Origin of the sequence: Achromobacter agilis (genome assembly GCF_900496965.1) — a bacterium.
Lineage (GTDB): Bacteria > Pseudomonadota > Gammaproteobacteria > Burkholderiales > Burkholderiaceae_B > Achromobacter > Achromobacter agilis.
Map to the genome: position 1 here is coordinate 71776 of NZ_UFQB01000004.1, position 25521 is coordinate 97296.

Sequence of the window (25521 nt, forward strand, 5' to 3'; positions counted from 1 at the left end):
GCCCCGTCATGCTGCGCACCCTGCATATCCGCGACTTCGTCATCGTCGAACAGACCGAGATCCATTTCGGCCCCGGCTTCACCGTCTTCTCCGGCGAGACCGGCGCGGGCAAATCCATCCTGGTCGACGCGCTGGCGCTCGCGCTCGGCGAGCGGGGCGACGCCAGCATGTTGCGCGAAGGCGCGACGCGCGCCGACATCACCGCCGTCTTCGACACGCCCAAGGCGCTGCACGCCTGGCTCGAAGAACGCGAGATCGACGCCGACACCGAACTGTCGCTGCGCCGCGTCATCGATGCGCAGGGCCGCAGCCGCGCCTACATCAATGGCACCCCCGCCACCGTCGCGCAATTGCGCGAGCTGGGCGACAGCCTGGTCGACATCCACGGCCAGCACGCGCACCAAAGCCTGATGCGTCCCGACGCGCAGCGCGACCTCCTGGACGCCCATGGCGGCCACGGCGAACTGCGGCACGCGATCGGCCAGGCCTGGAAGCAATGGCGCGCGCTGGCGCGCCAGCTGGAATCCGCCGAAAAAGATGCCGAAAGCCTGACCGCCGAACGCGACCGCCTGCAATGGCAGGTCGACGAACTGGACCAGCTGGCCCTGGGCCCGGACGAATGGGAATCCCTGCAGTCCGAGCACACGCGCCTGTCGCATGCGCAATCCCTGCTGGACGGCGCCACCCAGATCCTCGACGCCCTGGACGGCGAAGGCGATTCGGCGCACCACCGGGTCACCCAGGCCAACCAGCGCATCCAGCAGATGCTGCGCCACGACCCTGGCCTGCAAGGGGTGTACGACGAGCTGGAATCCGCGCGCATCGCGATCACCGAAGCCGTGTCCGATCTGAACAACTACGTCAGCCGCGTCGACCTCGATCCCCAGCGGCTCGGCACCGTCGAAACTCGGCTGAGCCTGGTGTTCGAGACCGCCCGGAAATTCCGCACCGAACCCGACGCGCTATGCGAACTGCGCGAAACGCTGCATGCCCAGCTGGCGGCGCTGCAGGCCGCGGGCGATATCGACGCGCTGCGCGCCCAGGCGCAGGCCGCCCAGGCGCAGTACGACGTGGCCGCCGCCAAGCTCACCGCCGCGCGCCGCAAGACCGCCAAGGACCTCGGCAAGCTGGTCACCCAGGCGATGCAGACCCTGGCCATGCAGGGCGGCAAGTTCGAGCCGACGCTCGCCCCCTCGGCGCCCTCCGCCCACGGCAACGAACAGGTTGAATTCCTGGTGGCCGGGCATGCCGGCACCACGCCGCGCTCGCTGGCCAAGGTGGCATCGGGCGGCGAACTGTCGCGCATCTCGCTGGCGCTGTCCGTCATCGCCAGCCGGGCCGCGCGCGTGCCCACCCTGATCTTCGACGAAGTCGACAGCGGCGTGGGCGGCGCGGTGGCCGAGGTCGTGGGCAAGCTGCTGCGCGAACTCGGCGAACGCCATCAGGTGCTGTGCGTGACGCACTTGCCACAGGTCGCGGCCTGCGGCAACAACCAGTTCCTGGTCAGCAAGGCCGAATCGCGGGGCACCACGCGTTCCAGCATCGAAGAACTGGGCGCCCAGGCCCGCGTCGAGGAAATCGCCCGCATGCTGGGCGGCATCAAGCTCACCGCCACTACGCGCGAACACGCGCGCGAAATGCTGCAAGGCGTCGGCCAGGCGCCCGCATAAGGCGCAAAACCCCAGCCATCCGGAATAAAAAAAGCCCCTTCAGCGCGAAGGGGCTTTGGAATTCACTGGCCCGCTGCGAGCGCAGCCACGGGCCGGGAGATCAGCCTGGGATCAGCGTCCTTTCATGCAGCTGCCGCAGATGCCGTACAGCACCATGGCGTGGCTTTCCAGGGCAAAGGAGTTGTCTTTGGCAATCTTCTGCTGTCGCTTTTCGATCTCCGGGTCCGAAAACTCGACCACCTTGCCGCAATTCGTGCAGATCAAGTGATCGTGGTGGTCCCCGTCGTTGAGCTCAAAAACCGCCTTGCCGCTGTCGAACTGGCTGCGGGCAAGAATGCCGGCCTGTTCGAACTGGGTCAGGACGCGGTACACGGTGGCCAGGCCGATTTCGACGTTTTCGCCAATAAGGGCGCGATAGACGTCTTCGGCGCTGAGGTGCCGCTGGTCCGATTTCCGGAAAATATCAAGAATTTTCAGGCGCGGGAACGTCGCCTTCAAACCCATGTTCTTCAGTTCGCTTTGGTCGCTCATGGTGTAATCGCTCTCCGTCCGCGTTGGCATGGGCAGGATGGGTGCACCGCGAGCCGGCTCACCGAATTCATGCCGCCACGCGGAACTATCCTTATGAAACCTTTATGATAACGGTTTTGTCTGCTTCCAAATAATAGGGGCGCGTAGTGTCCATGATTGCACGAATTCCCTCCCGCTCGCTCAAGACCGGTTTGGCGGTCGCCGCCCTGGCCGTCGCCCTGGCCGGATGCTCGGGCGACAAGTGGGGCTTCCCCTACAAAGCCTCCGTCCAGCAAGGAAACTGGATCACCCAGGAACAGGTCGCGCTGCTGCAACCGGGCATGACTCGCGAACAGGTGCGTTTCGCGCTCGGCAGTCCCACGCTGACCAGCGTGCTGCACGCCAACCGCTGGGACTACCCCTACTACTTCAAGCCCGGCTACGGCGAAGCGCAAGAACGCAAGTTCACCGTCTGGTTCGAAAACGACCGCCTGGTCCGCTGGGAAGGCGACAAGCAGCCCGACCTGCAGCCCTACCAGATCAACACGCCCAGCTCGGTCGCCGACGAAAAGGCGGACAAACGCCTGAACGAGGAAGAAGCCCGCCAGCAGGAAGAAGAAGGCGAGACCCGCCGCGACTCCGCCGCTCCCGTCAGCCCGCTGAACCAATACCCCGGCCAACCGGGCAATGCGCCCGAGCCGCTCAATTAATTCCAAGGACTCCGCCATGCGTATTGCAATTGCCGGCGCCAGCGGCCGTATGGGCCAGATGCTGATCGACGCCGTCCTGAACGCCCCCGACCTGCAGCTTGCCGTTGCCCTCGACCGCAAGGGTTCGGCCGCGCTGGGCCAGGACGCCGGCGCGCCGCTGGGCAAGCAGACCGGCGTGGCCATCACGGACGACCTCGACGCCCTCTCCCTGGCCGACTGCCTGGTCGACTTCACCCGCCCGGAGGGCACGCTCGAACACCTGCAGGCCTGCGTCAAGCACGGCGTGAAGGCCGTCATCGGCACCACCGGCTTCGACGACAACGGCCGCGCCGCGATCGAGGTCGCCGCGCAGAAGATCGGCATCGTCTTCGCGCCCAACATGAGCGTGGGCGTCAACGCCACGCTCAAGCTGCTCGACATGGCCGCGCGCATCCTGAACGCCGGCTACGACGTGGAAGTCTTCGAAGCGCACCACCGCAACAAGGTCGACGCCCCCTCGGGCACCGCGCTCAAGATGGGCGAAACCATCGCCTCGGCCTGGGACGTCGCCCTGCCGGACGTCGCCACCTGGAGCCGCCACGGCGACACCGGCGTGCGCAAGCCCGGCACCATCGGCTTCTCGGTCCTGCGCGGCGGCGACATCGTGGGCGACCACACCGTCTCGTTCTGCGGCATCGGCGAACGCGTCGAGATCACGCACCGTTCCTCCAGCCGCGCCACCTACGCGGAAGGCGCCCTGCGCGCCGCCCGCTTCCTGGGCGGCAAGCACAACGGCCTGTATGACATGCAGTCCGTTCTGGGCCTCTGACACCGCCCCGCCAAAAACGAAAAAAGGACCCTTCGGGGTCCTTTTTCATTCCTGCCTTCGGGCTTGCGTCAAACCACCACGGGCTCCGGCTCGAGCCGCACGCCGTAGCGCTGGAACACCGAGTCCTGGATGGCGCGCGCCAAGGCCATGATGTCGGCGGCGCCGGCGCCGCCGCGATTGATCAGCACGAGCGCCTGCCGGTCGTGCACGCCTGCCGCGCCCAGCGCCCGGCCCTTCCAGCCGCATTGGTCGATCAGCCAGCCCGCGGCCAGCTTGTAGCGGCCGTCCGGCTGCGCATAGGACACCAGCCCCGGATAGCGGCCGGCCAGCGCATCGCGCGTTCCGGCCGGGACGATCGGGTTCTTGAAGAAGCTGCCGGCGTTGCCGGTCACCGCGGGGTCGGGCAGCTTGGCTCGGCGGATGTCGCATACGGCATCAAATACGTCCCGCGCCGTCGGAGCGCCGGCGGCCAGCCGCGCGTGGCGCTGCAGATCGGGGTAGCCCAGCACGGGCCGCCAGGGCCGCGGCAGGGCGAAACGCACGCTCACGATGATCCAACGCCCCGGCTCGTCATGCTTGAATACGCTGTCGCGATAGGAAAACCGGCAATCCGCCTCGCTCATTTCGACATATCGGCCCTCGCGCACATCCCAGGCGGTCAGCCCATGGAAACGCGCTTGCAGTTCCACGCCATAGGCGCCGATGTTCTGCACCGGCGCCGCGCCGACCGTGCCGGGGATCAGCGCCAGGTTTTCGAGCCCGTCCCACCCCTGGCCGACGCAGGCTTCGACGAAGCCGTGCCAGGTCTCGCCGCCCGCCGCCTCGACCAGCCAGGCATCCGGCCGGGCCTCCAGCAGGCGCACGCCCTTGAACGCCACCCGCGCCACCAGCCCTTCGACGCGCTCCGGCAGCACCAGGTTGCTGCCGCCGCCCAGCACCAGCAGGGAAGACGCCTCGCCCGCCAGCCGCGACACCTCCGGCAATTGCGCCGGGTCGGCCAGCGTCACGAACGCGTCCGCCCGCGAGGCCAGCCCCAAGGTATTCAGCCGGGAAAGGTCCTGGCTGACCGGGGTCAAGACGAGGGACGCGGGATCGGTAGCGGGCAAATTTGACATGGGTGCTGCAGGGTGTGCTATAGTTTCTGTCTTCGCTCATATTACTTGATTGAGTGCCTGCCCTGAATTTCAGGCTTTGTTCGACAACTGCTCGCAGTGCACAACGCCGCAAGAAGCCCAGGCCAAGACAAACTCAAAAAAATCATGTAGAATGCGCGCCTTCTGATCGATAACCAAGTTGATCAGAGTGAATAAGAAATGCGGGAGTAGCTCAGTTGGTAGAGCGCAACCTTGCCAAGGTTGAGGTCGCGAGTTCGAGACTCGTCTCCCGCTCCAAATTTTGATTTCCAGCCGTCCTTCACGGCGTTCTGGAAATTCTTGAGAAAGGGCCCTCCGGGCCCTTTTTTCATTTCAGCGCCGGTTCCGGCCATCGCGCGAGCCATCCCCCTAGGTTCAAAAAACATCAACCAATGCGCCGTACATCGCCGATAAACTGAACGCTCCCACAACCGGTTGAAAGAAGCGCGCGGCACCGCCGGCGCGGCCATCACGGAGGCGAAGGTGCTTGGATCTCAGTTGATTATCCGTTCGCTGCATCGCCTGGGCGTCAAAACCCTCTTCAGCCTGTCGGGCAACCAGATCATGCCGCTCTACGATGCCTGCCTGGACGCGGGCATCCGCATCATCCACGTGCGGCATGAAGCGGCCGCCGTCTTCATGGCGGATGCATGGGCCCAGATCACCGGCGAGCTCGGCGTCGCAATGCTCACCGCGGCGCCCGGCATTACCAATGGCCTCGCGCCGCTTTATTCGGCATCGCAGGCGGAAAGCCCCGTGCTGCTCATTTCCGGCGACTCCCCTGTCGCAGAAGACGGCTCGGGCGCGTTTCAGGAACTGGACCAGGTCTCCATCACCCGTCCGCTGACCAAGCTCTCGCTCCGCCCGCTCAGCGTGGCGGAACTCTATCCCGCGCTCGACAGCGCGGTCGCCGAGGCGCTTGCGCCCCGGCGCGGCCCGGTTCACCTGGCCCTCCCCTTCGACTTGTTGACAGCCGAAACAGGCCTGGCGGAACTCCCCGCGGCCACCGCGAATCGCGCGGCCTCCTCGCTGGACACAGACTGCCTGGAAACACTTGCCACCCTGCTGGATTCGGCAGAGCAGCCGCTGGTTCTGGCAGGGCCGGCCGGCGCGCGGCCGCACCTGCGTTCGGCCCGTACGGCGCTCGAAGAGACGCTCGGGCTGCGCATCATCCCCATGGAAAGCCCGCGCGGCCTGAAGGACCCTTCGGTGGGCGCCTTGGCCGAACTCATTCCGCACGCAGATCTCATCGTGCTGGCGGGCAAGTGCCTGGACTTCACGCTGGGGTTCGGCGGCACGGGCGCGCTCGGCAGGGATGCCCGGGTCGCGGTGATCGACCCGGATCCCGGAATGCTCGAACGCGCGCGCCGTCTTCTCGGCGAACGCCTCGTCCTGGCGATCCAGGGAGAACCCTTTGCGGCGCTGTCCGCGATGCGGGCGGCGGCCCCGCGTGCCGGGCGCGACGCATGGCGCGCCCGGGTGGATGAGGCGCTTCGGAACCGGGCCGGCAAGGGGCCGTCCGTACCCGCCGGCGGCGCATTGAACCCGCGCGCGCTTTGCGAGACGGTACAGGCCTTCCTGGCGTGCGCGCCAGACCCGGTCCTGATCTGCGACGGCGGTGAATTCGGCCAGTGGGCGCAGGCCTTCTGCCAAGCGCCGGTACGCATCATCAACGGCATGTCCGGGGCAATCGGCGCGGGCATCTGCTACGCGATCGCCGCGAAGATCGCGCGGCCGGACGCGACGGTGGTCGTCCTCATGGGCGACGGCACGGCCGGCTTCCACCTGATGGAGCTCGACACGGCGGTGCGCGAAAACGCCGCGGTCATCGCCGTGATCGGCAACGACCTGCGCTGGAACGCGGAACATCTGATCCAGGTACGCACCTACGGCCCGCAGCGGCTGATCGGCTGCGAACTTTCGCCGACGGCGCGCTACCACGACGTCGCCTCGGCCCTTGGCGGAGCGGGTTTCGCGGCGCAAGACGCCGAGAGCCTCGGCACGGCCCTGCGACAGGCCGCCTGCAGCGGGCGGCCCTCCTGCATCAACGTTTCCATGGCGGGCGAGGCCGCCCCGGTTTTCAGCGCATCAACGCAGTCCGCGACCGGTCATTGACCTCGAGGCATCGAGCACAGCTGCAGTCCGGTTTCGTCCCTTAGAACGACAGGAGACCTCCCATGATCCGCCTTACCGGCATTCCGCCGGGCGCGTTCGCTCGCGCCGCGATTTGCATGCTCGCCACGATTCCCGGCCCGGCATCCGCCCAAACCTATCCCGCCAAACCGGTCCAGCTCATCGTTCCCTTCAGCGCGGGCGGCGACGCCGACATGGCGGCCCGCAACCTGTCCGCCGCCGCGCAAGACGTTCTCGGACAGCCCGTCGTCGTCGTCAACAAGGCGGGCGCGAACGGCGCGATCGGCTCCACCGCCGTAAAAAATGCCGCGCCCGACGGCTACACGCTGCTGGTGGGCCGGATAGGCTCCCAAGTCTTGCTGCCCGCCCTGCAGCCTAAAACGACGCCATACACGTCGAAGGATTTCACCTTCATCGGGCTGCTGGAGCTGAACCCAGTGGTCTGTATCGTGCATCCGGACAGTCCTTACAAGACCCTCGGCGACCTGACGCAGGCATTGAAGGCGAATCCCGGCAAGCTCAACTACAGCCATTCCGGTCCGGCAACGGTACAGAACCTTGCTCCCCAGCTGCTGCTCAGCAACCTCGGGTTGAAGCCGGAGACGGTAGTCAGCGTTCCGTACAAGGGCGGCAACGAGGTCGCCCTCGCGGTCCTCAGCAAGGATGTCGATTTCGCCTGCAACAACCTGAGCTCGATGACCGGCATTCTTGCGAGCGGCAAGCTGCGCGCCCTGCTGACGACCACGCCCGAACGCCTGGCGCAGTTCCCCGACATACCGACCGCGCGCGAATTGGGGCTGCCTCAGCTCGAGGCGGTCATCGGCTGGAGCGGGCTTTTCGGCCCGCCCGGCATGAGCCCCGCCGCCGTCGATAAGTGGGCGTCCGTGCTCCAACAGATCGCACAGGACCCGAAGTGGGTCGCCGGGAACGCCAACTTCGGAGGCATTCCCCATGTGCTGTCGCCAGCCGAGACCGAGAAGTACGTCAGCCAGGGGGCCACGATCTATGCCGATCTCGTGGCCAAGGCGGGGTTGCAGGTCAACTAGCGGCCGTCGCTTGCCGCCGGGAAAGACCCGCCCAGGCCTTCGGACGCCGGGATGGCCTTGCGCAGATAGCCGACGAACGACGACACGGTCAGGGGCACGCGCGGCGTGTAAGGCCTGACCGCGTAAAGCCGCTCGGCATAGTCGCCCACCACGCGCCACTCTTGCAGCACTTCGACCAGCGCGCCGCTCTGCAGGGCCTGGCCCGCGCTGAAGTCCGGCAGCAGCGCGATCCCGAGCGAACCGGCCGCCGCTTCCCGCAGCACTTCGCTGTTGTTCGCGGTGAAGCTTCCACGCACCGGCACCGCCACGCGCTTCTCTCCGGCGCGCGACTCGAATGACCAGGTGGCGCCGCCGCTGCGCCGGAGATAGTGCAGGCAGTTGTGGCCCGCCAGGTCCATCGGCGTCCGCGGCGTGCCGTTCTTCGACAGGTATTCCGGGGCCGCGACGAGAACGGAGCGCGTCTCGCAGATCACCGAGGCCACATGCGTGTCCGGCACGCCAGCCACGTGCCGGATCGCCAGATCGAATCCTTCGGTGGCCAGGGACGCCAGATGATCGCTGAGCTCCAGTTGGATCCGTACGTCGGGAAAGCTCTTCAGGAATCCCGGGATCAGCGGCGCGATGACCTGGCGCCCCAGGGCCACCGGCGCGGTCAACGACAGCACGCCGCGCGGGCCATCGGAAAGGTCCCGCACGGCGGAAAACCCCTCTTCGATGCGAAGGTAGGCCGCGGCGGTCTGGTCGACCAGGCTCGCTCCCGCTTCGGTCAGGCTCACGCTGCGGGTCGTGCGGCGCACGAGCGGCACGCCGGCCGCCTGCTCCAGCTCCACGATCCGCTGGCTAACCGAGGCCTTGCTGATCTGCAGGCGGCGGGCGGCCGCCGTGAAGCTGCCGGTATCGGCCAGCACTCCCAGGCAGTGAATATGCGACCACAGGTCTTCCAGGCGTCTCGTTTTCGTCATGCCCTCCTCCATTGTTCAAAACCTCAAACACTGATTCCAGCCCCTTGGTCTCGACTGCCGGCCGCCAATGGGCGACAGTGCCAGCTCCCACACGCCATGCTTGAGCACAGGAGCAAACCATGAACGCAACCACGGCCAGCGCCGGCATCCGCGATGCCGGACACTTCATTGCCGGCAGCCTCGTCGACGGCGCCGGCAGCCGCCAGCCCATCTTCAACCCGGCCTCCGGCGCCGTCACGAAGCATGTGGCGATGGCCACGCCCGAAGAAGTGCAGCGCGCGGTGGAAAGCGCGAAAGCGGCATTCCCGCGGTGGGCGGACACGCCGCCGATCCGCCGCGCGCGCGTGCTGTTCAGGTTCCTCGAACTGATGAACAAGCACCGCGACGAACTGGCCCACCTGATCACCGCCGAGCATGGCAAGGTTTTCAGCGATGCGCAAGGCGAAGTCTCCCGCGGCATCGACATCGTCGAGTTCGCCTGCGGCGTCCCCCAGCTCCTGAAGGGCGCTCACACGGAGCAGGTTTCCACCGGCATCGACAACTGGACGCTGCGCCAGCCGCTGGGCGTCGTGGCGGGAATCACGCCCTTCAACTTCCCGGTGATGGTGCCCATGTGGATGTTCCCCGTGGCCATCGCCGCGGGCAACACCTTCGTGCTCAAGCCCAGCCCGACGGATCCCAGCCCGGCGCTGCGCATCGCCGAACTGCTGCAGGAAGCCGGCCTGCCCGACGGCGTATTCAACGTGGTGCAGGGCGACAAGGTGGCCGTGGACGCGCTGCTGGAACATCCCGACGTGAAGGCCGTTAGCTTCGTCGGCTCCACGCCGATAGCCAACTACATCTACGAAACCGGCGCCCGCCTCGGCAAGCGCGTGCAAGCCCTGGGCGGCGCCAAGAACCACATGGTGGTGATGCCCGATGCCGATATCGACCAGGCGGTGGACGCGCTGATCGGCGCCGGCTATGGTTCGGCCGGCGAACGCTGCATGGCGATCAGCGTGGCGGTGCTGGTGGGCGACGTGGCCGACCGTCTGCTGCCCAGGCTGATCGAACGCACGAAGGCGCTGAAGGTGCTGGATGGCGAAAATCCGGCGGCCGAGATGGGTCCGATCGTGACCCGGGCCGCGCGCGAGCGCATCAGCGGCTACATCGCTCAGGGAGAGGCAGAGGGCGCAAAACTGCTGGTGGACGGCCGCGGCTTCCAGGGCTCGCAGGCCGGCGAAGGCTGCGGCGACGGCTTCTGGCTGGGGGGCACGCTGTTCGACCACGTCACGCCCGATATGCGCATCTACAAGGAAGAAATCTTCGGCCCGGTGCTGGGCTGCGTGCGCGTGAAGGACCTGAAAGAAGCCGTGGACCTCATCAACGCCCACGAGTTCGGCAACGGCGTGGCCTGCTTCACCCGGGACGGCAACGTGGCGCGCGAGTTCGGCCGGCGCATCGAGGTGGGCATGGTGGGCATCAATGTGCCGATCCCCGTCCCGATGGCCTGGCATGGCTTCGGCGGCTGGAAGCGCAGCCTGTTCGGCGACATGCACGCCTATGGCGAAGAAGGCGTGCGCTTCTACACCCGCCAGAAGTCCATCATGCAGCGCTGGCCCGAGAGCATCGGCAAAGGGGCCGAGTTCGCGATGCCGACGGCGAAGTAGCACCGGGGCGTCACGCGGGCGAGACCCATCCCCGGTAGATGGCGCCCGCGCCGGCAATCGCAAGCAGCACGAAGATGGACCGCTTCAGCAGCTCGGGGGAAACTCGGCTCCTGAGGCGGGACCCCGCGTACAGGCCGGCGAGGGAAATGGGCAGCAACATGGCGGCGGCTGTCAGGATGTCCGGTTGCGCGTACAGTCCGGCGGCGCCGAAGGCCGCCGCCCGTATCACCCCGCTCAGCAGGATCACCACCGAGATGGTCGCCCGGAACTGATCCAGCGCGTCGAGCCGGCGCGAGAGATAGATGGTGTAGATCGGGCCCCCGGTGCCGAACAGCGCGCTGAACACGCCGCCGAAGACGCCGAACGGAAAGGCCCAGGCCCCCTTCATCGGCGCCGCGGCCCTCCCCGGCGCGCCTCGCAGCCCCCGGATGCACACCGCCAGCACGAAGCCCCCCAGAAGCATCAAAGGCCACCTGGCGCCGGCATTGTGCAGCAACGTCACGCCCAACGCGATCCCGAGCAGCAGCCAGGGAAACAGGCGCTTGAGTTCGGCCAGGGAGACGCGCCTCCAGTTGCTTCCGCCGACCAGCGCGGTGCAGGCCAGGTCGAACAGAACGACAAGCGGCACGGCGAATTGCAGCGGAATGAACTGGACCAGGACCGGCACGGCCACCATGGCCGCGCCGAATCCGGTCATCCCGAAGACCGTGTAGGCGACGAAAATGACGGGGGCAACGATAGCGAAGGATTCGGCGGGCATCATGCGGGCACGGCAACCTTGATGGATGGGAAAGGCCTTTGGCGCGCCGAAAGGCCCGGGGGCATGCTCAGCTGGCGGTGATTTTCTTCTTCAGCACCAGCGCCTTCCATTTGGCCGACTCTTTCGCGATCTCGTCCTTGAGTGCCGCTGCAGGCACGATGGTCGCGGACATGCCTTGGTCCTCGAGGTAGCGCTTCAGGCTCGGCTGTTCCACCGCCATCCTGGCGTCGGCCAGGAGCCGGTCGACCGAGGCCTGCGGCGTTCCCGCCGGCGCCAGCAGCGCGAACCAGCCAGTGAACTCGAAGCCCGGCACGCCGTCCTCCGCCGTGGTCGGCACGTCCGGCAGCAAGGCCGCGCGTTCCGTGCCCGTGACCGAAAGCGCCCGCAGCCGTCCGCCCTTGAGCAACGGCGCAATGGCGTTGATGTTGCCCACGGCAACCTCGATCACGCCCGCCATGAGGTCGGTGTAGGCGGGCCCCTCCCCCTTGTACGGAACGTGCATAAGTTCGATCCCCGCGGCGTCGGTGAAGGCCTCGCCCGCCATATGCGTCTGGCTGCCGACGCCGGCGGACGAGAAGCTGAGTTTCCCCGGCCTGGCCTTGGCGTATTCGATCAGCTCCCGCGTGTTCTTGACGGGAAGGCTGGCGTTGACCGTGATAACCATCGGCCCGTTCGCCACCTTGCCGATGAGGCTGAAGTCGTCCAGCGAGTACGGCAGCTTGCTGTAGATGAACTGGTTGACGGTGAACATGCTGCCCGACGCGAGCAGCAGCGTGTAGCCGTCCGCCGGCGAACTGGCGACGGCCTGTGCGCCCACGCTGCCGCCGGCGCCTGCGCGGTTCTCGACAATCACGCTCTGCTTCAGGCCCTTGCCCAGCTCTGAGGCGAGCGCGCGGCCCAGCAGATCGGTCGCGCCGCCCGCCGAAAACGGCACGACCATCCGTATGACCTTGTCCGATGGCCAGGCCGCGCGCGCCGGCATCGCAAGAAACGGCGAAAGCGCCAGCCCATACCCCATGGCTTTGACGATACGGCGGCGCGCATTTACAGATTGATTTGCGTCTTTCATGGCTCTGTCTCCTTCAGTTCACGGACGGCGAGGCCCGCCGGCGCGGGCCGGCGGACGATTCGCCAGGCAACAGCCGTCCCTCGGGCCGATTGGGCTCGATTCCTCAGGTATGGGCTGTGGTGATTCTTCTTGGTGGACTACTAACCGGAGCCGGCCTTCTCCGTAAGCGCGTGCTGGCCGGCGCACACCGACTTCAATGCCTCAAGCAGCAACTGCGAAAGGTGGGACCGCGGGTTCTCCTTCGGAGCCAGGATGCCCAGCCGCCGGGTGACGGTCGGAGAACCGAACGGAATGACGCGGATGCCGGGCGGGAACTCGTTCCTGCCTCGCCTGGCCGGCACCACCGATGCGCCCAGGCCGTTGGCAACCATGGCAATGACACCCTCGAGGTTGTCGATTTCCATGGTCGAGCGCACGGTGATGCGCCTGCGCACCATCTCTTCCTGCACGAGATGCCCAACGCGGGCCGAGCGGTTGAAGCGGACGTAAGGCGTCTGCTCCAGGATCTCCTGATCGCTCGCGCCCTTCACCGAGCGGTGCGCGATGACGACCAGTTCTTCCTCGACGAACGGCAGGAAGTCTAGGCCCGACCGTGGCGCGTCGGGTTCCGTCACGATGGCCACGTCCAGCTGCCGGTGATAGATGGCCCGCTCCAGGTCGTGCGTCAGCCCCGTCGTGACATGGACCTCCAGGCCATGCCCCTGCTTCTGCAGGTGCCGCAGGGCGAGCGGCAGCACGCCCGACACACAGGTATGGACGCTGCCGAGCTTGAGCAGCCCCGCGGACGTCCCTTTCTTGAGCGAGGCGCTCATGCTCTCCCAGTGCGCGATCAGGTCGCGCGCCCGGTGTACCAACGCAAGGCCCGTGTCCGTGAGGATCGGCGGACGCCGGCTGCGGTCGAAAATCGTAATGCCGAGTTCGTCCTCGAGCGCGCGGACCTGCATGCTCACGGCCGACAGCGACAGGCCGATGGTGTTGCCGGCCTCGGCGAAGCTGCCATGGTCTGCAATCGCGATCAGCGTGTAGAGCGTCCGGATGTCCATGCAAGAGGTGTCCTGGTAAAGATCAGCGTTGCGAAACGCGGGAGTATGAACCGCTAGATGCCAAGCAGCCGCCGGGCGTTTCCGCCCATGACCTTCTTCAGGTTTTCTTCCCGGATCGGCAACTGCTCGAACCACTCTTTGTACCCTTGCACGGGGCAGAATGGGAATGAACTGGCGTAGAGCATCCTGTCCGAGAGGAAACCGTCGGCCGCCTTCACGTACGCCTCCCAGCCGGGCATGCGGGAAAAATACATGTCGGGGGACAGCCACAGATTGGGCCGCCGGAAGCCCAGGTGCAGGATTTCATTGACCCACGGCCACCCGCCGTGCGCCACGACGACATTGAGGCCGGGGAAATCCGCAAGGACCCGGTCTGTCCGGATCGGGTCCGAATAGCTCAGATCCGGGCCCGCCGTACCCCCGACCATCATGATCACCGGCACGCCGATGTCCTCGCAATGGCCGTAGATCGGGTAAAGGCGCCGGTCGTCGGCGTACATCGGCACCGGATAGGAGCCGGGCTCTATATTGATCAGCCGGAATCCCTCCTCGACCGCCCGGCTGATGGTCTGGCACGCCTTGCGCCGGTCGGCGGGGTCGATGGAGGCGGCGCCGATGAACCGTTCCGGGCGGCCGGCCACGATGCCGCGCACGTCCTCATTGGACACGCTGCCCAGCACCCCGGCCAGGCGGCCGACAACCACGCCGCGGTCGACACCCGCGGCATCCATCTCGTCGAGGAGCAGATCCATCGACTGCCGCTGTGCGGCCGCGGAAGGCTCGAAGCCTACCGTCCGGGTGAAACCGTCGCGGCGCTCTCCCGCCGAGTACATCAGCGTGTTCAGGAAGCCGCCCACGGGCGGCCGAAGCCGAAAGTCGATGATCATCGCAGTCTCTGTGTCTGGAACCTGGTTGCGGGAAGTTGCGCGTTGCCGCGCCTACATCACTTCGTCCTTGCGGTCGTCCGTCTCGCCGTAGCGGTGCAGCGCGGGCGGCTTAAGCCCCGCGTAGAGCTTCTCGATGCCCGCATTGATCGTTTCGGCGTGCTGTGCGAACAGCGAGTTGCCGTCGAGATCGCTCTCGACGATGAACGGCCCGAAGTTCTCGACCTCGAACAGCCACATGGCCTGCGCGATGCCGAGCTCATCCAGCCAATGCACCTCGCGCACCCGCTTGATGCCCCGGCCCAGCAACGCGCCCGTGCCGTAGCCGACCGTCGTCAGGTAGATCGCGCCGCCCGGCGCCAGCACCTTCTTGTAGTCGTCCGCCGGCATCCCGCCCTTGCCGATCAGGATTCGGCATCCCGTTTCGTCCAGCCATCGCGGAATCCACTTGGAGAACCGGAACGACGCGGTGGCGGTGACGGCGCCCACGTTGTAGCCGCCCTGGCCGTCCGGCGCGGCGGCCGGCGAGCAATGGAAATTGACGTTGCTGATGGACCGCAGATCCAGCGGCAACGGCAAACCCTGGTCCAGAACCTTCTTGTAGACGCCTTCGCGGGCCGTGTACACCAGGCCATTGAGATAGACGGCCGAACCGAGTTCGAGCCTGGCGATGTCTTCCCTTCTGGCCGGCAGGTCGAGGTGAAAGACCTTGATTTCGTCGTCGTTGCTTACCATTCGACCGTCTCCCGGCGCAGGTAGGGCGTGAACCACTGAGGATCGGTGCGGTACTGGATGTCCCCGTTGGCGTGAATCCGCGCGGTGGCGCGGCGCGAAGACAGGCAGAACGTGTGCAGGCTGATGGGCATGCCGCCCGTATGCGTATAGCCGCATTCGATGTGGCAGTCGACCACCATGCCGGTGCCGACGAAACCCATCGCGCCCATGCCGATGGCGTTCCCCAGCTTCATCAGTTCGAGCTCCAGTTCCGCCACCTTGGGGTCGGGATTCCGGTCTCCCACCGTCCGCAGGCAGGCGGCCTGCTTGCCCAGCTGCATGCAGGTGTCCTTCGATCCGCCCAACCCGATGCCGACGATGGCCGGCTGGCATGCCAGCCCGCGCTTGCCGAACGCGATCAGCGTATCCAGCACAAAGCGCTTGATGCCGTCTATGCCGTCCCCGGGGAACAGCATCCGGTAGTCGGTGCCGAACAGACCGCCCTTGTGCACCGTGGTGATTTCGATCCAGTCGGCGTCAGGTTCGAAAGACCATTCGATCTCGGGCGCATTGATGCCGACGTTATTGTTGTGGTCGGTGCGCCAGAGCGGATGCACGCGGTTGGGGCGCAACGGAATGGTGACCGTCGCCTCCGCCGTGGCATGCCGCAAGGCGCGCTCCACGGCGACGAAACCTGCGTCTACCGAAGCATTGTTGCCGACCTTGACGTAGTACCGCGGCAGACCGGTGTCGGCGCACATCGGGCGCCGATCCTGGTCGGCGGCTTCCCAGTTGTCGACCATGGCATGGATGACAAACCGCGGCAGCTTGCCGGTTTCCTTCTTCTGGAGTTCCTGGATGCCTTGCTTGTAGTCGGCGGGGATTTCGATCGCCGCGCGGCGCATGATTTCCAGCGCGGCCTCTTCAACTTTCTGGACAGGGATTCTCATGGTGGGATGCGCCTCAGCTCTGGGGGGTGCCTGCCTCGCCTTCGATAAGCGATTCGCCGGGCTTTATGATGTCGAAGGAAACCGGAACCATCTCCAGCTGAACTTCGCCGTCCTGCGCGCTCACGCGCGTGTAGCGGCTGGTGTGCAGGTCCCCCGGTTCGGAGAAGTCTTCGCGGAAATGCGCGCCGCGGCTGTTCTCGCGCGCGAGCGCCGAGACCGTAATGACTTTGGAGATGTCGACCAGGCTTTCCAGGTTGAGCCAGTCGTGCCACGTCAGGTTGTAACGCCGGTCGCCGTCCGCCACGCCGATGTCGCGCAAGGCCGCGTGGTGGCCGGCAACGGCGCCAAGGCCGCGCTCCATCGCCTCGCGATGGCGCAGCACGCCCACGTCGTCCCACATCGTCTGCGAGAGCGCGTCGCGCAGTTCGTGGATGCGCCCCGGACGCCGGGAGAACGGGAACTCGGCGCGCTCGACGCCCCGCGCAATGATGCGCCGGTCCGGGTCGCGCCACTGGCCGGTTTTCGCAACATAGGCGGCCATCGAGTCGCCGGCGATTCCGCCGAACACCGTGGAGTTGGCCACGCCGTTTCCGCCCAGGCGGTTGGCGCCGTGCACCCCGCCGCAGTCTTCGCCGGCCGCATAGAGACCCGGCGTAGCGGTCGAGCCGTCCACGTTGAACTCGACGCCGCCCATCAGGTAGTGGGCCGTCGGCACCACTTCCACCTTGCCGCCCGCCAGGTCGAATCCGCAATCCTTGCAGCGGTTGACCATGCCAGGGAACGTCTTGGCCACCTTCTCCGGGCCAAGATGGCTCACTTGGATATAGACCCCGCCCATCGGCCCCGTGCGCCCGGCGCGCATTTCGGCGTAGATGCCCCGGCTGACCACGTCGCGCGTGGCCCGTTCGCCGCGCTTGTCGTAGTTGGCCATGAAGCGCTCGCCGTCGCCGTTGAGCAGGTAGCCCCCGGCGCCTCGCAGCCCTTCTTCGAGCACCGTGCCGGTCATCCGCGTGTCCGGCCCGCCGAGCAGGCCGGTCGGATGGAACTGCACCATTTCCATGTCTCTCAGCTTCAATCCGTATCGCAACGCCATGGCCAGACCGTCGCAGGTCTTGTCGCCGGAGGGCGTGTGGTAGCGGTACATCGTCGGCCCCGCTCCCGTGGCCAGCAGCACCGCCTTGGCCTGGATGAACCGATAGGCGCCGGTCCGCATGTCGATGAACAGGACGCCCGAGATGCCCGAACCGTCGGCCGCGGGGATCAGCTCGATGGCGCGATGCTCCTCGAGTTCATCGACGTCCATCGCCCGTACCTGCTCCATCAGGCGGTTGATGATTTCGATGCCCGTCAGATCCGCCTTGTGCACAGTGCGGTCGAAGCTCTGGCCGGCAAACGCCTTGGAATGCAGCGAGCCATCGGGATTGCGGTCGAAGAAGCAGCCGATCTCGTTTTCCAGCTCGCGTACCCGTTCTACCGCGCCTTCAACCAGCCGCCACGCCAGATCCTGGCGCGGCAGCCATTTTCCACCTTCGATGGTGTCCATGAAGTGGCGTTCCACCGAATCGCCCGTGGCCAGCGCAACGTTGTAGCCGCCCTGGACCATGCGGGTACAGCCGCACTTGCCGAGCAGGCCCTTCACGGTGACCGTCACCTGCAGGGACGGATTTGCCTTCTTGGCATGCAGCGCCGCGAACAGGCCGGCGCCCCCGGTGCCCAGCACCAGAATGTCTGTCTTGTGATTTTCGATATGCATGTCAGATCGCTCCAGCGATGAACACCAGGCCCGTAGCCATCGAGATCGCGAAGCCCCATCCGATCCAGGCGACGCGCGCGTCGCGCGGCGAATTCCAGGGCAGAAGCTCGAGCGCGAGCAGGCGCAGCCCGAAGAACATATGGAGCGTGAGGAGCAGCACCAGCCCCCATTCGCCAACCTTCATCGCCGGCATCTCGGCAAGCTTCAGGAACCCGTCCAGCCTCGCCTCGTCCAGCGCCATCGCCAGCACATAGAAGTGGGCGGGAAGGAACAGGGCCAGCGCAAGGCCGGAAAGACGGTGACCCAGGAAGGCCCAATACGCCTGGTGATTGCGTGCGGACTTCATGACGCCAGCCCTCCCACGGCCGCGACCGCGCGCATGCCCAGGATGAGCAGCGCCGCGCCGAACACCAGCCCGATGGCGGACGCCGCCGTCCGGCCGGTACGGAGCCACTCGATCAGGATGTTGCGGACGCCGATCGGCACGTGGATCGACACGCTCAGCACGAACAGGCCGTAGAAGGCGATCCAGAGCCAGTTCCCCTGGGTGCGCGAAAGGATCTCGCCCGCGGTCAGGCCGCCGCGGACCGCATAGATAACGAGCCCGACGTGCACGAAGACAAAGGGCGCCATCACCATCGCCGTGAGGCGCTGGAGCGCGAACAGACGTGCCTCCATGTCAGCCTCCCTTGAGCAGGCTGAAGATGGCGCTGCGCTTCAAGCCCGCGATGCTGCCGGTGGGGCTCAGGCTGACCGGACAGTGCTTCATGCAGCTGCCCTGCGTGTGACAGGCGTTGCAGCCGCTGCCGGCAGTGGCCTTGTGCAGCACGTCCTTGGGATCGGCGTGCCTCTCGTCATTGAACAGCGTCCATGCCCGGTTCAGGGCCGCGGGCCCCAGGTAATCCTTGTCCCAGGACACCACGTCACAGGCCGCGTAGCACACGCCGCAGTTGATGCATTCGATGGCTGCGTCCGCCAGCTTCCGCTTTTTGCTTTGGGGCGACACCAGCGCCGGCGGATCATTGCGCGTGGCCGTGCCGACGAAGGTGTTTCCGGCGCGCGCCCACTTCTGGAAGAACTCGCGCATGTCGACGACGAGGTCCTTGATCCGCGGCATGTTGCGCAAGGGTTCGATCACGATCACGCCGTCTTCCTCCACGCGGCTCACGTGGGTCCGGCACGTCCAGCGCGGCTTGCCGTTGACCGTCATCGCACAGGACCCGCATACACCGACACGGCAGGCATAGCGGTACGAGAGGCTTGGCTCCTGCGTTCGCTGGACTTCGGTCACCACGTCCAGAACCGTCTGGTTCTCCCGCCAGGGGACCGAATAAGTGGAGAAGGTTCCGTCTTCGGTTCCCCGAGAGATGCGGACCGTGAGTTGTCGCTGATTCGTGGAATTCCTGGTGTCCATTTTCTGCCCCCGAGCGACACACTGCGCCCATGAACAGCATTCTGGATCTCGCGAATCTATGAAGCAATATAGTTTTGATTGATATTTTTTGAACTTATTTTTATGCCGGTCATAGGACGGATGGGGCGATTTGACGCCTTGCGCGCCGCGGCATGTTCCAAAAAATTTAGGTATACTTCCGCCTCTTGTCGGAAATCACTCCGGATCGCGGGCGGATTCAGGCAACGAAAATGCGGGAGTAGCTCAGTTGGTAGAGCGCAACCTTGCCAAGGTTGAGGTCGCGAGTTCGAGACTCGTCTCCCGCTCCAAATTCGAAAAGGGCCCAGACTTCGGTTTGGGCCTTTTGCTTTGTGCGCAGGCTTGTGCCGATTGGGCAATGAAGGAACGCGGGCAATGGATAGTGCATTAATCCTGCTGATGGTTGTCGTCGCATGGCAGGTGCTGCGGGTGCGGTACCAGCGTGCGCGCATTGCCTTGTTGGGGCGTCATTTGGGCGGCCTGCAGCTTGAGCGCCACATGGAAACGCTGACGCAAGGCTACGCCCGCGCCATCCGCGAAGAATCCGAAGCACGTCAACTGCAGGTACTGGAAACCTATGCCCAGACCGAACGCGCCATGGCGGCGCAGGCGCAGTCGCTGGCCAACGCCGTGCAAAAGGAAAATCCGCAGGCCGCCCGCGTGTCCACGCTCTCGTTCTGCGTGCCGTACATCGAGCGCTTGCTTCCCGCTGCGACCAGGGATTTTCGTGAACTGCTGCATATCCACGCCGCCGGCCTGCGCCATGTGGTGGACAACGAAGATCGCCTGGATGCCAAAGCACGCGCGTACCAGCTCTCGGCAGAGTTGTATCTGCTGCAGCACAGTTGCCATTGGTTCTGCAAATCCCGCGCCGTGGCCGATGCGCGGCTGATGCTACGGCATCAGGTCAACCATCAGAAAGTCCTGGATTCAGTGTCCGCCGTGACCCGCTCGGCTTATCTGCAATGGCAAGGCCTCAATAAACATTAAGGCCGGCGGGCTAGCGATCATGGCGCAGGCGCCGCAAGCGCCATGATCGCGCTGCGGCGCCTGTGCGCCTGCCGGCCGGATTAGAAGCGCACCGCCAGCTTGAGCAGGCCGGACTGCTGCCGGTTGCCGCCGCCGAACTGCGCGTCGTAGGAAACGCCGGCCGTCGTGTTGCGCGCAATGGCCACTTCTGCGCCAAGCCCGACCACGGCGGCATCCCGCGCGATCGGCACGCCCGTCACCGAGAACGTGCTGCCGCCGTCGAAAGCCAGTTCCTGCCTCGGCTTCACATCGCCCATTGCGTGGCGCCAGCCCAGCGACGCGGTCAGGCGGCCCGGCGCGCGGTCGGACCCGAACTGCCATGCGCCGCGCAGCCCCAGCGTCGTGCTGGTGACGTCGTCGGTACTTCCCTTGCCATGCAGGGCCGCCGTGCCGCCCGACTCCTCAAAGCCGCGGGTGCGCACCTGGTTCCACGCCAGCCCGGCATAGGGCTCGATGGTGTACGCATCACCCAGCGGCAGGTTGTAGCCGAGCTCGGTGAACACTTGCGTCGACGAGGCATGGCAGGACGACTCGAGCTGCTGGTTCAGGCTTCCGGCCGCCACGTCGCGTTTCGCGTCGATATCGTGCCAGGTGTAGGCCGCGCCGGCCATGAAGCGCACATGGCCGGGGCCGGCCTGAAAATTGCGTCCGCCGAACAGGGTTGCCGTATAGCTATCGACATTCGTGCGCGAGGCCGCATCGTCGATCGAATTGTGGCTGCCGATGTAGCCGACCGCGCCGCCCAGCCGCCAGCCGCCCCCCACCGCGCCATCGCCGCCGACGAAGAGCCCGCCGGCCGATTGGCTCACTTCCGACGCGTTGCCATCGCTACCGAACTTGCTCCAGTTGCCGAAGGCCTGCGCCCAGAGCGGCGAGGCGCCGCTTTGCGGCAGGGCATCGGACGACGGCGCGCCCAATTGGGCCGTGGGCCGTCCGGCGAACACCGGCGCGTCGAGGTTGCCGCGCAGGTGAGCCAGCGGCATCGCGCGCACGGTATCCGCCTGGCTCTGCAGCACACTGGCGGTGCTCGCGTATGCCTCGCCGGAAAGCATCTTCAAAGCCGCGCGCGCCTCGCCCGGCGTCATGGCCAGGACGGCCGTGGTCACCTGGCTGGCGCCGGTCGTCTTGCCCGATGCGCTGCCGCTCCCGATCAACGACGATCCGTTTCCGGCCACCGGCGACCCGTTTCCAGCCGACGTCGATCCGTTGCCGGTCGAGGTCGAGCCATTGCCGGTCGAGGCCGAACCATTGCCGGTCGAGGCCGAACCATTACCGGTGGAGGCAGACCCATTGCCAGCCTCGGGCGGCGCTTCGTTATCCAGTGCACCGCCCACGCTGCTCTCGTTGTCCGTGTCGCCGATGCTGCCGATCGGCACGTCGTTGCGCGTCAGCGTCATGAAGGCATTCTTCGCGTCGTAGCTGAGCGTGGGCGTCAGGAAGGCATATGCGCTCGACGCGCCCGTGAACCGGCCCTGGATGCCGCCGTCCGCGGTCAGGATGTTGTAGGTCGTGCGCGGCGCGTAGTTGCCGTCGGGACCTACGTGCGCCACGGTGCCGTCGAGATAAGCGACGCCGGTGACGTGGATGCGATCGCTCGCGTTGCTGGCCGGATTGGCATGCACGCGATAGATGGTGTTTTCGGCGAAGGAAAGGTTGCCGTTGATGGTCAGCGTGCCGATGGGCGAACCGTCGTTGCCCGGGGAGACGACCGCGGTGGGATAGAGGGTGGTGGTGCCCAGCTGGCCGACCCCGGCCAGCACGACTTCGCGGCCGATATCGACGGGGCCGTTCAGCTTGCCGTCGATTTCCAGGGCGCCGTCGGCGATCAGGATGGGGCCGGTCAGGCCGCTGCTGTCGGCCGTCAGGATCACCGATCCCGGGCCCGTCTTGACGAAGCCCTGCGTGCCTTGCAGGGGGTTGTCGATGATGTCGACGAATTGGCCGGAGGCATAGGTGCCGTCGCCGACGACAATCGCGGGCGGATTGCCGCCGCTGCCGACCAGGGTGATGGGGGCGCCTTGCAGGCGATACCGGTCGGTGGCGAACTGGATACCCGACACGCGCACCGGGCCGGCGCCGCCATCGACAGTCACCACGCCGGCCGCGCCGGTGAAAATGGCGTATCCGCCATCGGGCAAGGCTCCCGCGGCATTGGTCGGGCTGTTCCAGTTCGCGCTGCCGGCGCTCCAGGTGCCATTGCCGCCGCCGGCCCGGGTGGCGGACGCCGCGCCGTTGCCGTTCCACAAGTTGGTGGTGCTGGGCCCCAGGATGAGGTTGATGTGCTTGTCGCCGGTTAACGACTGGATGGTCGCGCCGGGCACGGAATCGCCGGTCACCGAGCCCAACGTCAGCCCATTGCCGCTCAGCGTGCCGCCGTACGACATGATCCGGTAGTAGCCGGCATTGACGCCCAGCGTATTCACCGAGACGTTCAGCGTCGTGTTGTTCAGAGCGACATTGCCGCCGACGGTGACGTTGTCGCCAGTGCCGGGTTGGGTGATGGGCGGCCCCGCATAGCCGGTCTCGAAGTCGAACACGGCATTGTTCATCGACAGGTTGCCGTTGACGACGAGATTGCCGTTGGAAACGCCAGTCGGCGTACCGACGGCGTAACCGGGCGCAACGCGCGAATTGCCCGTCACGTTGAGATCGCCATTGATCGAGCCGAAGCCCGCGATAGTGCCGTTCGATGCCGCGTTGACATTCCCGCCGATGGTGACGCCCGCACCGCCGCCGTTGCCGCCGATCACCAGCGTGCCGCCGTTGACATCGACCCCGCCGGGGAAATTGGCCGAACCGTCGAACACCTGCGTATTGCCTGACGAAACGGTCAGGTCCGCAGCGGTGACGCTACCGCCGTAGGACGCGCTCAGCGCGAGCGTCGCCGTCAGCCATTTCTTCGTGCCATGTATCAACGTGGTTTCTCCATATCTGGGTTAATCGCCTACCGCCCAAGCATTACTGGATTGCTGTAAAAGTATTACTGCGTAACAAACCAATTGGCTGGGCGAAACGAGTTATCGCAAAAAAAAGGACGCAATTTATACCGTTTTTTTCGCAACACCAAGAATTAATGGATAGATACCATCTTTATTATTTATATGTCCCCGATGGATACCATCTTTATTATATTTATATAGACGATGGATACCATCCGTACGATTTAACCGATCAAAATGGACGCGATCCGCATTGATGGAATCGCCATACGGATACCATCCAACGCATTGATACATAAAGCATTAATACTATTAATATCGATACAAGCCCTTTTTTCGGCACGTGATTATTCTTATGCGCTCATAAAACGAACCGACACGCGCGGACATGCCAGGCGCATTCGAAATGGGCGAGTCGCACCCTGTTCCTGATTCTGTTTATCCGCGCCCCAGACAGCATTCCGGGAATAATCCCGCAAGCGCCTTCCCGGTCCCTTTTTATTTCCCGCTGTTCCTACCGGAATTCTGTAATTTCAAACCCATCCCTGGCTGCTCTGCTCTGCCGGCCGGCCCGCTGCCCTTGCTGGAATCCAGCGCTGCGCCTCTCTCCCGCCCCCGCCATCTCCCGCAAGAACGCCCACCGCCTGCTCGGGGCCGAGCCTAGGGGCAATCCTGTCTATACAAGTATAGATGTGTTGTCTACATTCAACCCCGCGATGCACTGGCGATACTTGGCGGACATACGGGAGCGTCCAATGAATGTACAGATGCCGCGGCGCAAGCGCCGCTACGCATCGTGGTCGGCTTTCCGCCGGGCGGCGCGCTGGACATTCTTGCCCGCGTCATCGGGCAGCGCCTGACGGAGACGCTGGACCGCCCCGTCGTCGTGGAAAACCAGCCTGGCGCGGGCAGCCTGGCGCTGGTCGCCGCTCCCACGGTCCCGGCGAGCAATCTCGTCGAGTTCATTGAATACGCCAAGGCCAGGCCGGGCGCCATCAATTACGGCTCCATGTCCGCAGGAACCCCTTCGCACTTCCTGGGCGTGATGCTGAACCGCGCGGCGGGCCTGGACATGCTCCACATCCCCTACAAGGGCACGGCGCCAGTGCTGATCGCGGTGCAGGGCGGCGAGATCCAGGCTGCGATCGTCACCTCGGGCGAAGCGGTCGAACTGCATAAGCAAGGGCGCATAAAGGTACTGGCCGTGACAGGCAGAGAGCGTTCGCCCCTATTGCCTGACGTCGCCACCATGGCGCAGGCCGTACCGGGCCTTCGCGCCATGGAGGATGTGTCGCTGTGGTATGGCTTCTTCGCGCCCAAGGGCACGAATGCAACGCAGGCTGAAACGCTCAACCAGGCGCTGGCCACCGCGCTGAAGGCGCCTGAGGTACAGCAACAGATCGCGCAGCAGGACCTGCGCACACGCTATCCGTCAGCCGCCCAGTTCGCCGAACGGGTGCGGATCGACAACGAGGTCTGGGGCGGCATCATCCGCACGGCCGGTTTCACCTTGGAGCAATAATGACGCGGCAGAGCACAGGCGCGGAGCTTCCCGTGCGCATCCAGACTCTTGGTACTGGCGGACCGCGCCCGGACCCCGAACGGGCCGGCCCCGCAACGGTGGTGAAGATCGGCGATCAAACCTTGCTGTTTGACGCGGGGCGCGGCGTCGTCGTCCAGATGGTTCGGGCAGGCATTGCGCTGGAGTCCCTGAAGGACATCTTCATCACCCATCATCATTTCAACCATATCGGCGACGTGTTCGACGTGGCGCTCAGCACATGGCTGCATGGGCGCCGCCACGCCATTGCATTTCGCGGACCGCCAGACACCAAACGCATCATGAACGCCCTGCTCACGCAGGTCTACAACAAGGACATCGAATGGCGTTCGGACGGCGAACCCACCCACGGCGGCTGGTCCGCGATCGATGCCATCGATGTGGCGCCCGGCTTGATCGCGGAAACGGATCGCTGGCGGGTTTTCGCCGAGTCCGTGGTGCACGGACATGGGCTGGCCTTCTCCCAGGCGTTTCTGAAACGCTGGATTTGCTATGGATACCGGGTGGAGAGCCAGGGAAAAGTCATCGCCATCAGCGGGGACACGGTCGATTGCGGAGGACTGCGGCGCCTGCAACGTCGGCACCCTGGTGTTGACCCATCACCGCCCCCGCGACGACGTGGCCATGATCGAGCGGTTGCGCGAAGAGGTGGCGCGCGACTTTCATGGGCGTCTGATCATTGCCAACGACCTGGATGAAATCACGCTCTGAAGCGCAGGAGTACGCGGGGAGCGACCAGGCAGGACAGGACGGCGGCCGCCCCCCC

Annotated in this window: 23 protein-coding genes and 2 tRNA genes; 11 read left to right on the top strand and 14 right to left on the bottom strand. The window is 65.6% G+C overall.

Annotated features, from left to right (window positions below; genetic code table 11):
- Positions 1-8: 8 nt before the first annotated feature.
- Positions 9-1670 (top strand): DNA repair protein RecN, encoded by a 1662-nt coding sequence (gene recN, locus AGI3411_RS06165; protein ID WP_129526519.1) that lies wholly within the window; start codon positions 9-11, stop codon positions 1668-1670.
- A 111-nt stretch (positions 1671-1781) separates the two neighbouring features.
- Here recN and fur read toward each other — a convergent pair whose 3' ends face one another.
- The gene (fur, locus tag AGI3411_RS06170) at positions 1782-2201 is read right to left on the bottom strand and encodes a ferric iron uptake transcriptional regulator (protein WP_043543731.1); all 420 of its coding nucleotides are present in this window, start codon (positions 2199-2201) and stop codon (positions 1782-1784) included.
- 152 nt (positions 2202-2353) lie between these two features.
- Here fur and AGI3411_RS06175 point away from each other — a divergent pair, with 152 nt between their 5' ends.
- Both AGI3411_RS06175 and dapB read left to right on the top strand, forming a co-directional pair.
- The gene (locus AGI3411_RS06175) at positions 2354-2890 is read left to right on the top strand and encodes an outer membrane protein assembly factor BamE (RefSeq protein WP_129526520.1); all 537 of its coding nucleotides are present in this window, start codon (positions 2354-2356) and stop codon (positions 2888-2890) included.
- Between the two features lie 16 nt (positions 2891-2906).
- On the top strand, positions 2907-3698 hold the full coding sequence (dapB, locus tag AGI3411_RS06180) for a 4-hydroxy-tetrahydrodipicolinate reductase (RefSeq protein WP_129526521.1): 792 nt from the start codon (positions 2907-2909) through the stop codon (positions 3696-3698).
- Positions 3699-3766: 68 nt separating this feature from the next.
- Here the strand turns inward: dapB and murB are convergent, their stop codons facing one another.
- Positions 3767-4813: a UDP-N-acetylmuramate dehydrogenase gene (gene murB, locus AGI3411_RS06185; protein WP_129526522.1), complete on the bottom strand. Its 1047-nt coding sequence runs from the start codon at positions 4811-4813 to the stop codon at positions 3767-3769.
- A gap of 200 nt (positions 4814-5013) precedes the next feature.
- On the opposite strand from murB, the gene AGI3411_RS06190 reads away from it, so the two are divergent.
- From AGI3411_RS06190 to AGI3411_RS06200, 3 genes are all read left to right on the top strand, one after another.
- Positions 5014-5089, top strand: a tRNA-Gly gene (locus AGI3411_RS06190).
- 240 nt (positions 5090-5329) lie between these two features.
- A complete protein-coding gene (locus AGI3411_RS06195; RefSeq protein ID WP_244240266.1) occupies positions 5330-6946 on the top strand; it encodes a thiamine pyrophosphate-binding protein in 1617 nt (538 codons plus the stop codon).
- A 62-nt stretch (positions 6947-7008) separates the two neighbouring features.
- Complete coding sequence (locus AGI3411_RS06200; RefSeq protein ID WP_129526523.1) at positions 7009-8010, top strand: Bug family tripartite tricarboxylate transporter substrate binding protein; 1002 nt, start codon at positions 7009-7011, stop codon at positions 8008-8010.
- Here AGI3411_RS06200 and AGI3411_RS06205 read toward each other — a convergent pair.
- Positions 8007-8972: a LysR family transcriptional regulator gene (locus AGI3411_RS06205; RefSeq protein ID WP_129526524.1), complete on the bottom strand. Its 966-nt coding sequence runs from the start codon at positions 8970-8972 to the stop codon at positions 8007-8009. The two genes, AGI3411_RS06200 and AGI3411_RS06205, sit on opposite strands and share 4 nt — an antisense overlap.
- Positions 8973-9091: 119 nt before the next feature.
- Here AGI3411_RS06205 and AGI3411_RS06210 point away from each other — a divergent pair, with 119 nt between their 5' ends.
- A complete protein-coding gene (locus AGI3411_RS06210) occupies positions 9092-10621 on the top strand; it encodes a CoA-acylating methylmalonate-semialdehyde dehydrogenase (protein ID WP_129526525.1) in 1530 nt (509 codons plus the stop codon).
- Positions 10622-10631: 10 nt separating this feature from the next.
- On the opposite strand, the gene AGI3411_RS06215 is transcribed toward AGI3411_RS06210, so the two are convergent.
- The 10 genes from AGI3411_RS06215 to AGI3411_RS06260 form a co-directional block, all read right to left on the bottom strand.
- Positions 10632-11384, bottom strand: coding sequence for a sulfite exporter TauE/SafE family protein (locus AGI3411_RS06215; protein WP_341867901.1), 753 nt, complete (start codon positions 11382-11384; stop codon positions 10632-10634).
- Positions 11385-11448: 64 nt separating this feature from the next.
- A complete protein-coding gene (locus tag AGI3411_RS06220; RefSeq protein WP_129526526.1) occupies positions 11449-12450 on the bottom strand; it encodes a Bug family tripartite tricarboxylate transporter substrate binding protein in 1002 nt (333 codons plus the stop codon).
- 140 nt (positions 12451-12590) lie between these two features.
- The gene (locus AGI3411_RS06225) at positions 12591-13493 is read right to left on the bottom strand and encodes a LysR family transcriptional regulator (RefSeq protein ID WP_129526527.1); all 903 of its coding nucleotides are present in this window, start codon (positions 13491-13493) and stop codon (positions 12591-12593) included.
- Between the two features lie 53 nt (positions 13494-13546).
- Positions 13547-14380: an amidohydrolase family protein gene (locus AGI3411_RS06230; RefSeq protein ID WP_129526528.1), complete on the bottom strand. Its 834-nt coding sequence runs from the start codon at positions 14378-14380 to the stop codon at positions 13547-13549.
- 51 nt (positions 14381-14431) lie between these two features.
- Positions 14432-15112 (bottom strand): fumarate hydratase C-terminal domain-containing protein, encoded by a 681-nt coding sequence (locus tag AGI3411_RS06235; RefSeq protein ID WP_129526529.1) that lies wholly within the window; start codon positions 15110-15112, stop codon positions 14432-14434.
- Positions 15106-16041 (bottom strand): fumarate hydratase, encoded by a 936-nt coding sequence (locus tag AGI3411_RS06240; protein ID WP_129526530.1) that lies wholly within the window; start codon positions 16039-16041, stop codon positions 15106-15108. The genes AGI3411_RS06235 and AGI3411_RS06240 overlap by 7 nt, the downstream gene beginning before the upstream one ends.
- Before the next feature lie 13 nt (positions 16042-16054).
- Positions 16055-17794: an L-aspartate oxidase gene (locus AGI3411_RS06245; protein ID WP_129526531.1), complete on the bottom strand. Its 1740-nt coding sequence runs from the start codon at positions 17792-17794 to the stop codon at positions 16055-16057.
- 1 nt (position 17795) lies between these two features.
- Positions 17796-18140 carry a succinate dehydrogenase/fumarate reductase transmembrane subunit gene (locus AGI3411_RS06250; RefSeq protein ID WP_129526532.1) on the bottom strand — a complete coding sequence of 115 codons (345 nt, stop codon included), beginning with the start codon at positions 18138-18140 and terminating at the stop codon, positions 17796-17798.
- Positions 18137-18472, bottom strand: coding sequence for a succinate dehydrogenase (locus AGI3411_RS06255; protein WP_129526533.1), 336 nt, complete (start codon positions 18470-18472; stop codon positions 18137-18139). The genes AGI3411_RS06250 and AGI3411_RS06255 overlap by 4 nt, the downstream gene beginning before the upstream one ends.
- Before the next feature lies 1 nt (position 18473).
- On the bottom strand, positions 18474-19208 hold the full coding sequence (locus AGI3411_RS06260) for a succinate dehydrogenase/fumarate reductase iron-sulfur subunit (protein WP_129526534.1): 735 nt from the start codon (positions 19206-19208) through the stop codon (positions 18474-18476).
- A gap of 232 nt (positions 19209-19440) precedes the next feature.
- Between AGI3411_RS06260 and AGI3411_RS06265 the strand changes: the two genes are divergently transcribed.
- A tRNA-Gly gene (locus AGI3411_RS06265) sits at positions 19441-19516 on the top strand.
- Between the two features lie 85 nt (positions 19517-19601).
- Entirely contained in the window at positions 19602-20216 is a 615-nt protein-coding gene (locus AGI3411_RS06270; protein ID WP_129526535.1) for a hypothetical protein, read from the top strand.
- Positions 20217-20296: 80 nt separating this feature from the next.
- Here the strand turns inward: AGI3411_RS06270 and AGI3411_RS06275 are convergent, their stop codons facing one another.
- Positions 20297-23170, bottom strand: coding sequence for an autotransporter outer membrane beta-barrel domain-containing protein (locus AGI3411_RS06275; protein WP_129526536.1), 2874 nt, complete (start codon positions 23168-23170; stop codon positions 20297-20299).
- Between the two features lie 820 nt (positions 23171-23990).
- On the opposite strand from AGI3411_RS06275, the gene AGI3411_RS06280 reads away from it, so the two are divergent.
- Positions 23991-24716 carry a Bug family tripartite tricarboxylate transporter substrate binding protein gene (locus AGI3411_RS06280; RefSeq protein WP_165359082.1) on the top strand — a complete coding sequence of 242 codons (726 nt, stop codon included), beginning with the start codon at positions 23991-23993 and terminating at the stop codon, positions 24714-24716.
- Between the two features lie 32 nt (positions 24717-24748).
- Positions 24749-25453 carry an MBL fold metallo-hydrolase gene (locus AGI3411_RS06285; RefSeq protein WP_208748023.1) on the top strand — a complete coding sequence of 235 codons (705 nt, stop codon included), beginning with the start codon at positions 24749-24751 and terminating at the stop codon, positions 25451-25453.
- Positions 25454-25521: the final 68 nt, after the last annotated feature.

Coding starts and splice junctions, on each gene's coding strand:
- recN (WP_129526519.1), top strand. CDS start 9: ATGCTGCGCACCCTGCATATCCGCGACTTCGTCATCGTCGAACAGACC.
- fur (WP_043543731.1), bottom strand. CDS start 2,201: ATGAGCGACCAAAGCGAACTGAAGAACATGGGTTTGAAGGCGACGTTC.
- AGI3411_RS06175 (WP_129526520.1), top strand. CDS start 2,354: ATGATTGCACGAATTCCCTCCCGCTCGCTCAAGACCGGTTTGGCGGTC.
- dapB (WP_129526521.1), top strand. CDS start 2,907: ATGCGTATTGCAATTGCCGGCGCCAGCGGCCGTATGGGCCAGATGCTG.
- murB (WP_129526522.1), bottom strand. CDS start 4,813: ATGTCAAATTTGCCCGCTACCGATCCCGCGTCCCTCGTCTTGACCCCG.
- AGI3411_RS06200 (WP_129526523.1), top strand. CDS start 7,009: ATGATCCGCCTTACCGGCATTCCGCCGGGCGCGTTCGCTCGCGCCGCG.
- AGI3411_RS06205 (WP_129526524.1), bottom strand. CDS start 8,972: ATGACGAAAACGAGACGCCTGGAAGACCTGTGGTCGCATATTCACTGC.
- AGI3411_RS06210 (WP_129526525.1), top strand. CDS start 9,092: ATGAACGCAACCACGGCCAGCGCCGGCATCCGCGATGCCGGACACTTC.
- AGI3411_RS06215 (WP_341867901.1), bottom strand. CDS start 11,384: ATGATGCCCGCCGAATCCTTCGCTATCGTTGCCCCCGTCATTTTCGTC.
- AGI3411_RS06220 (WP_129526526.1), bottom strand. CDS start 12,450: ATGAAAGACGCAAATCAATCTGTAAATGCGCGCCGCCGTATCGTCAAA.
- AGI3411_RS06225 (WP_129526527.1), bottom strand. CDS start 13,493: ATGGACATCCGGACGCTCTACACGCTGATCGCGATTGCAGACCATGGC.
- AGI3411_RS06230 (WP_129526528.1), bottom strand. CDS start 14,380: ATGATCATCGACTTTCGGCTTCGGCCGCCCGTGGGCGGCTTCCTGAAC.
- AGI3411_RS06235 (WP_129526529.1), bottom strand. CDS start 15,112: ATGGTAAGCAACGACGACGAAATCAAGGTCTTTCACCTCGACCTGCCG.
- AGI3411_RS06240 (WP_129526530.1), bottom strand. CDS start 16,041: ATGAGAATCCCTGTCCAGAAAGTTGAAGAGGCCGCGCTGGAAATCATG.
- AGI3411_RS06245 (WP_129526531.1), bottom strand. CDS start 17,794: ATGCATATCGAAAATCACAAGACAGACATTCTGGTGCTGGGCACCGGG.
- AGI3411_RS06250 (WP_129526532.1), bottom strand. CDS start 18,140: ATGAAGTCCGCACGCAATCACCAGGCGTATTGGGCCTTCCTGGGTCAC.
- AGI3411_RS06255 (WP_129526533.1), bottom strand. CDS start 18,472: ATGGAGGCACGTCTGTTCGCGCTCCAGCGCCTCACGGCGATGGTGATG.
- AGI3411_RS06260 (WP_129526534.1), bottom strand. CDS start 19,208: ATGGACACCAGGAATTCCACGAATCAGCGACAACTCACGGTCCGCATC.
- AGI3411_RS06270 (WP_129526535.1), top strand. CDS start 19,602: ATGGATAGTGCATTAATCCTGCTGATGGTTGTCGTCGCATGGCAGGTG.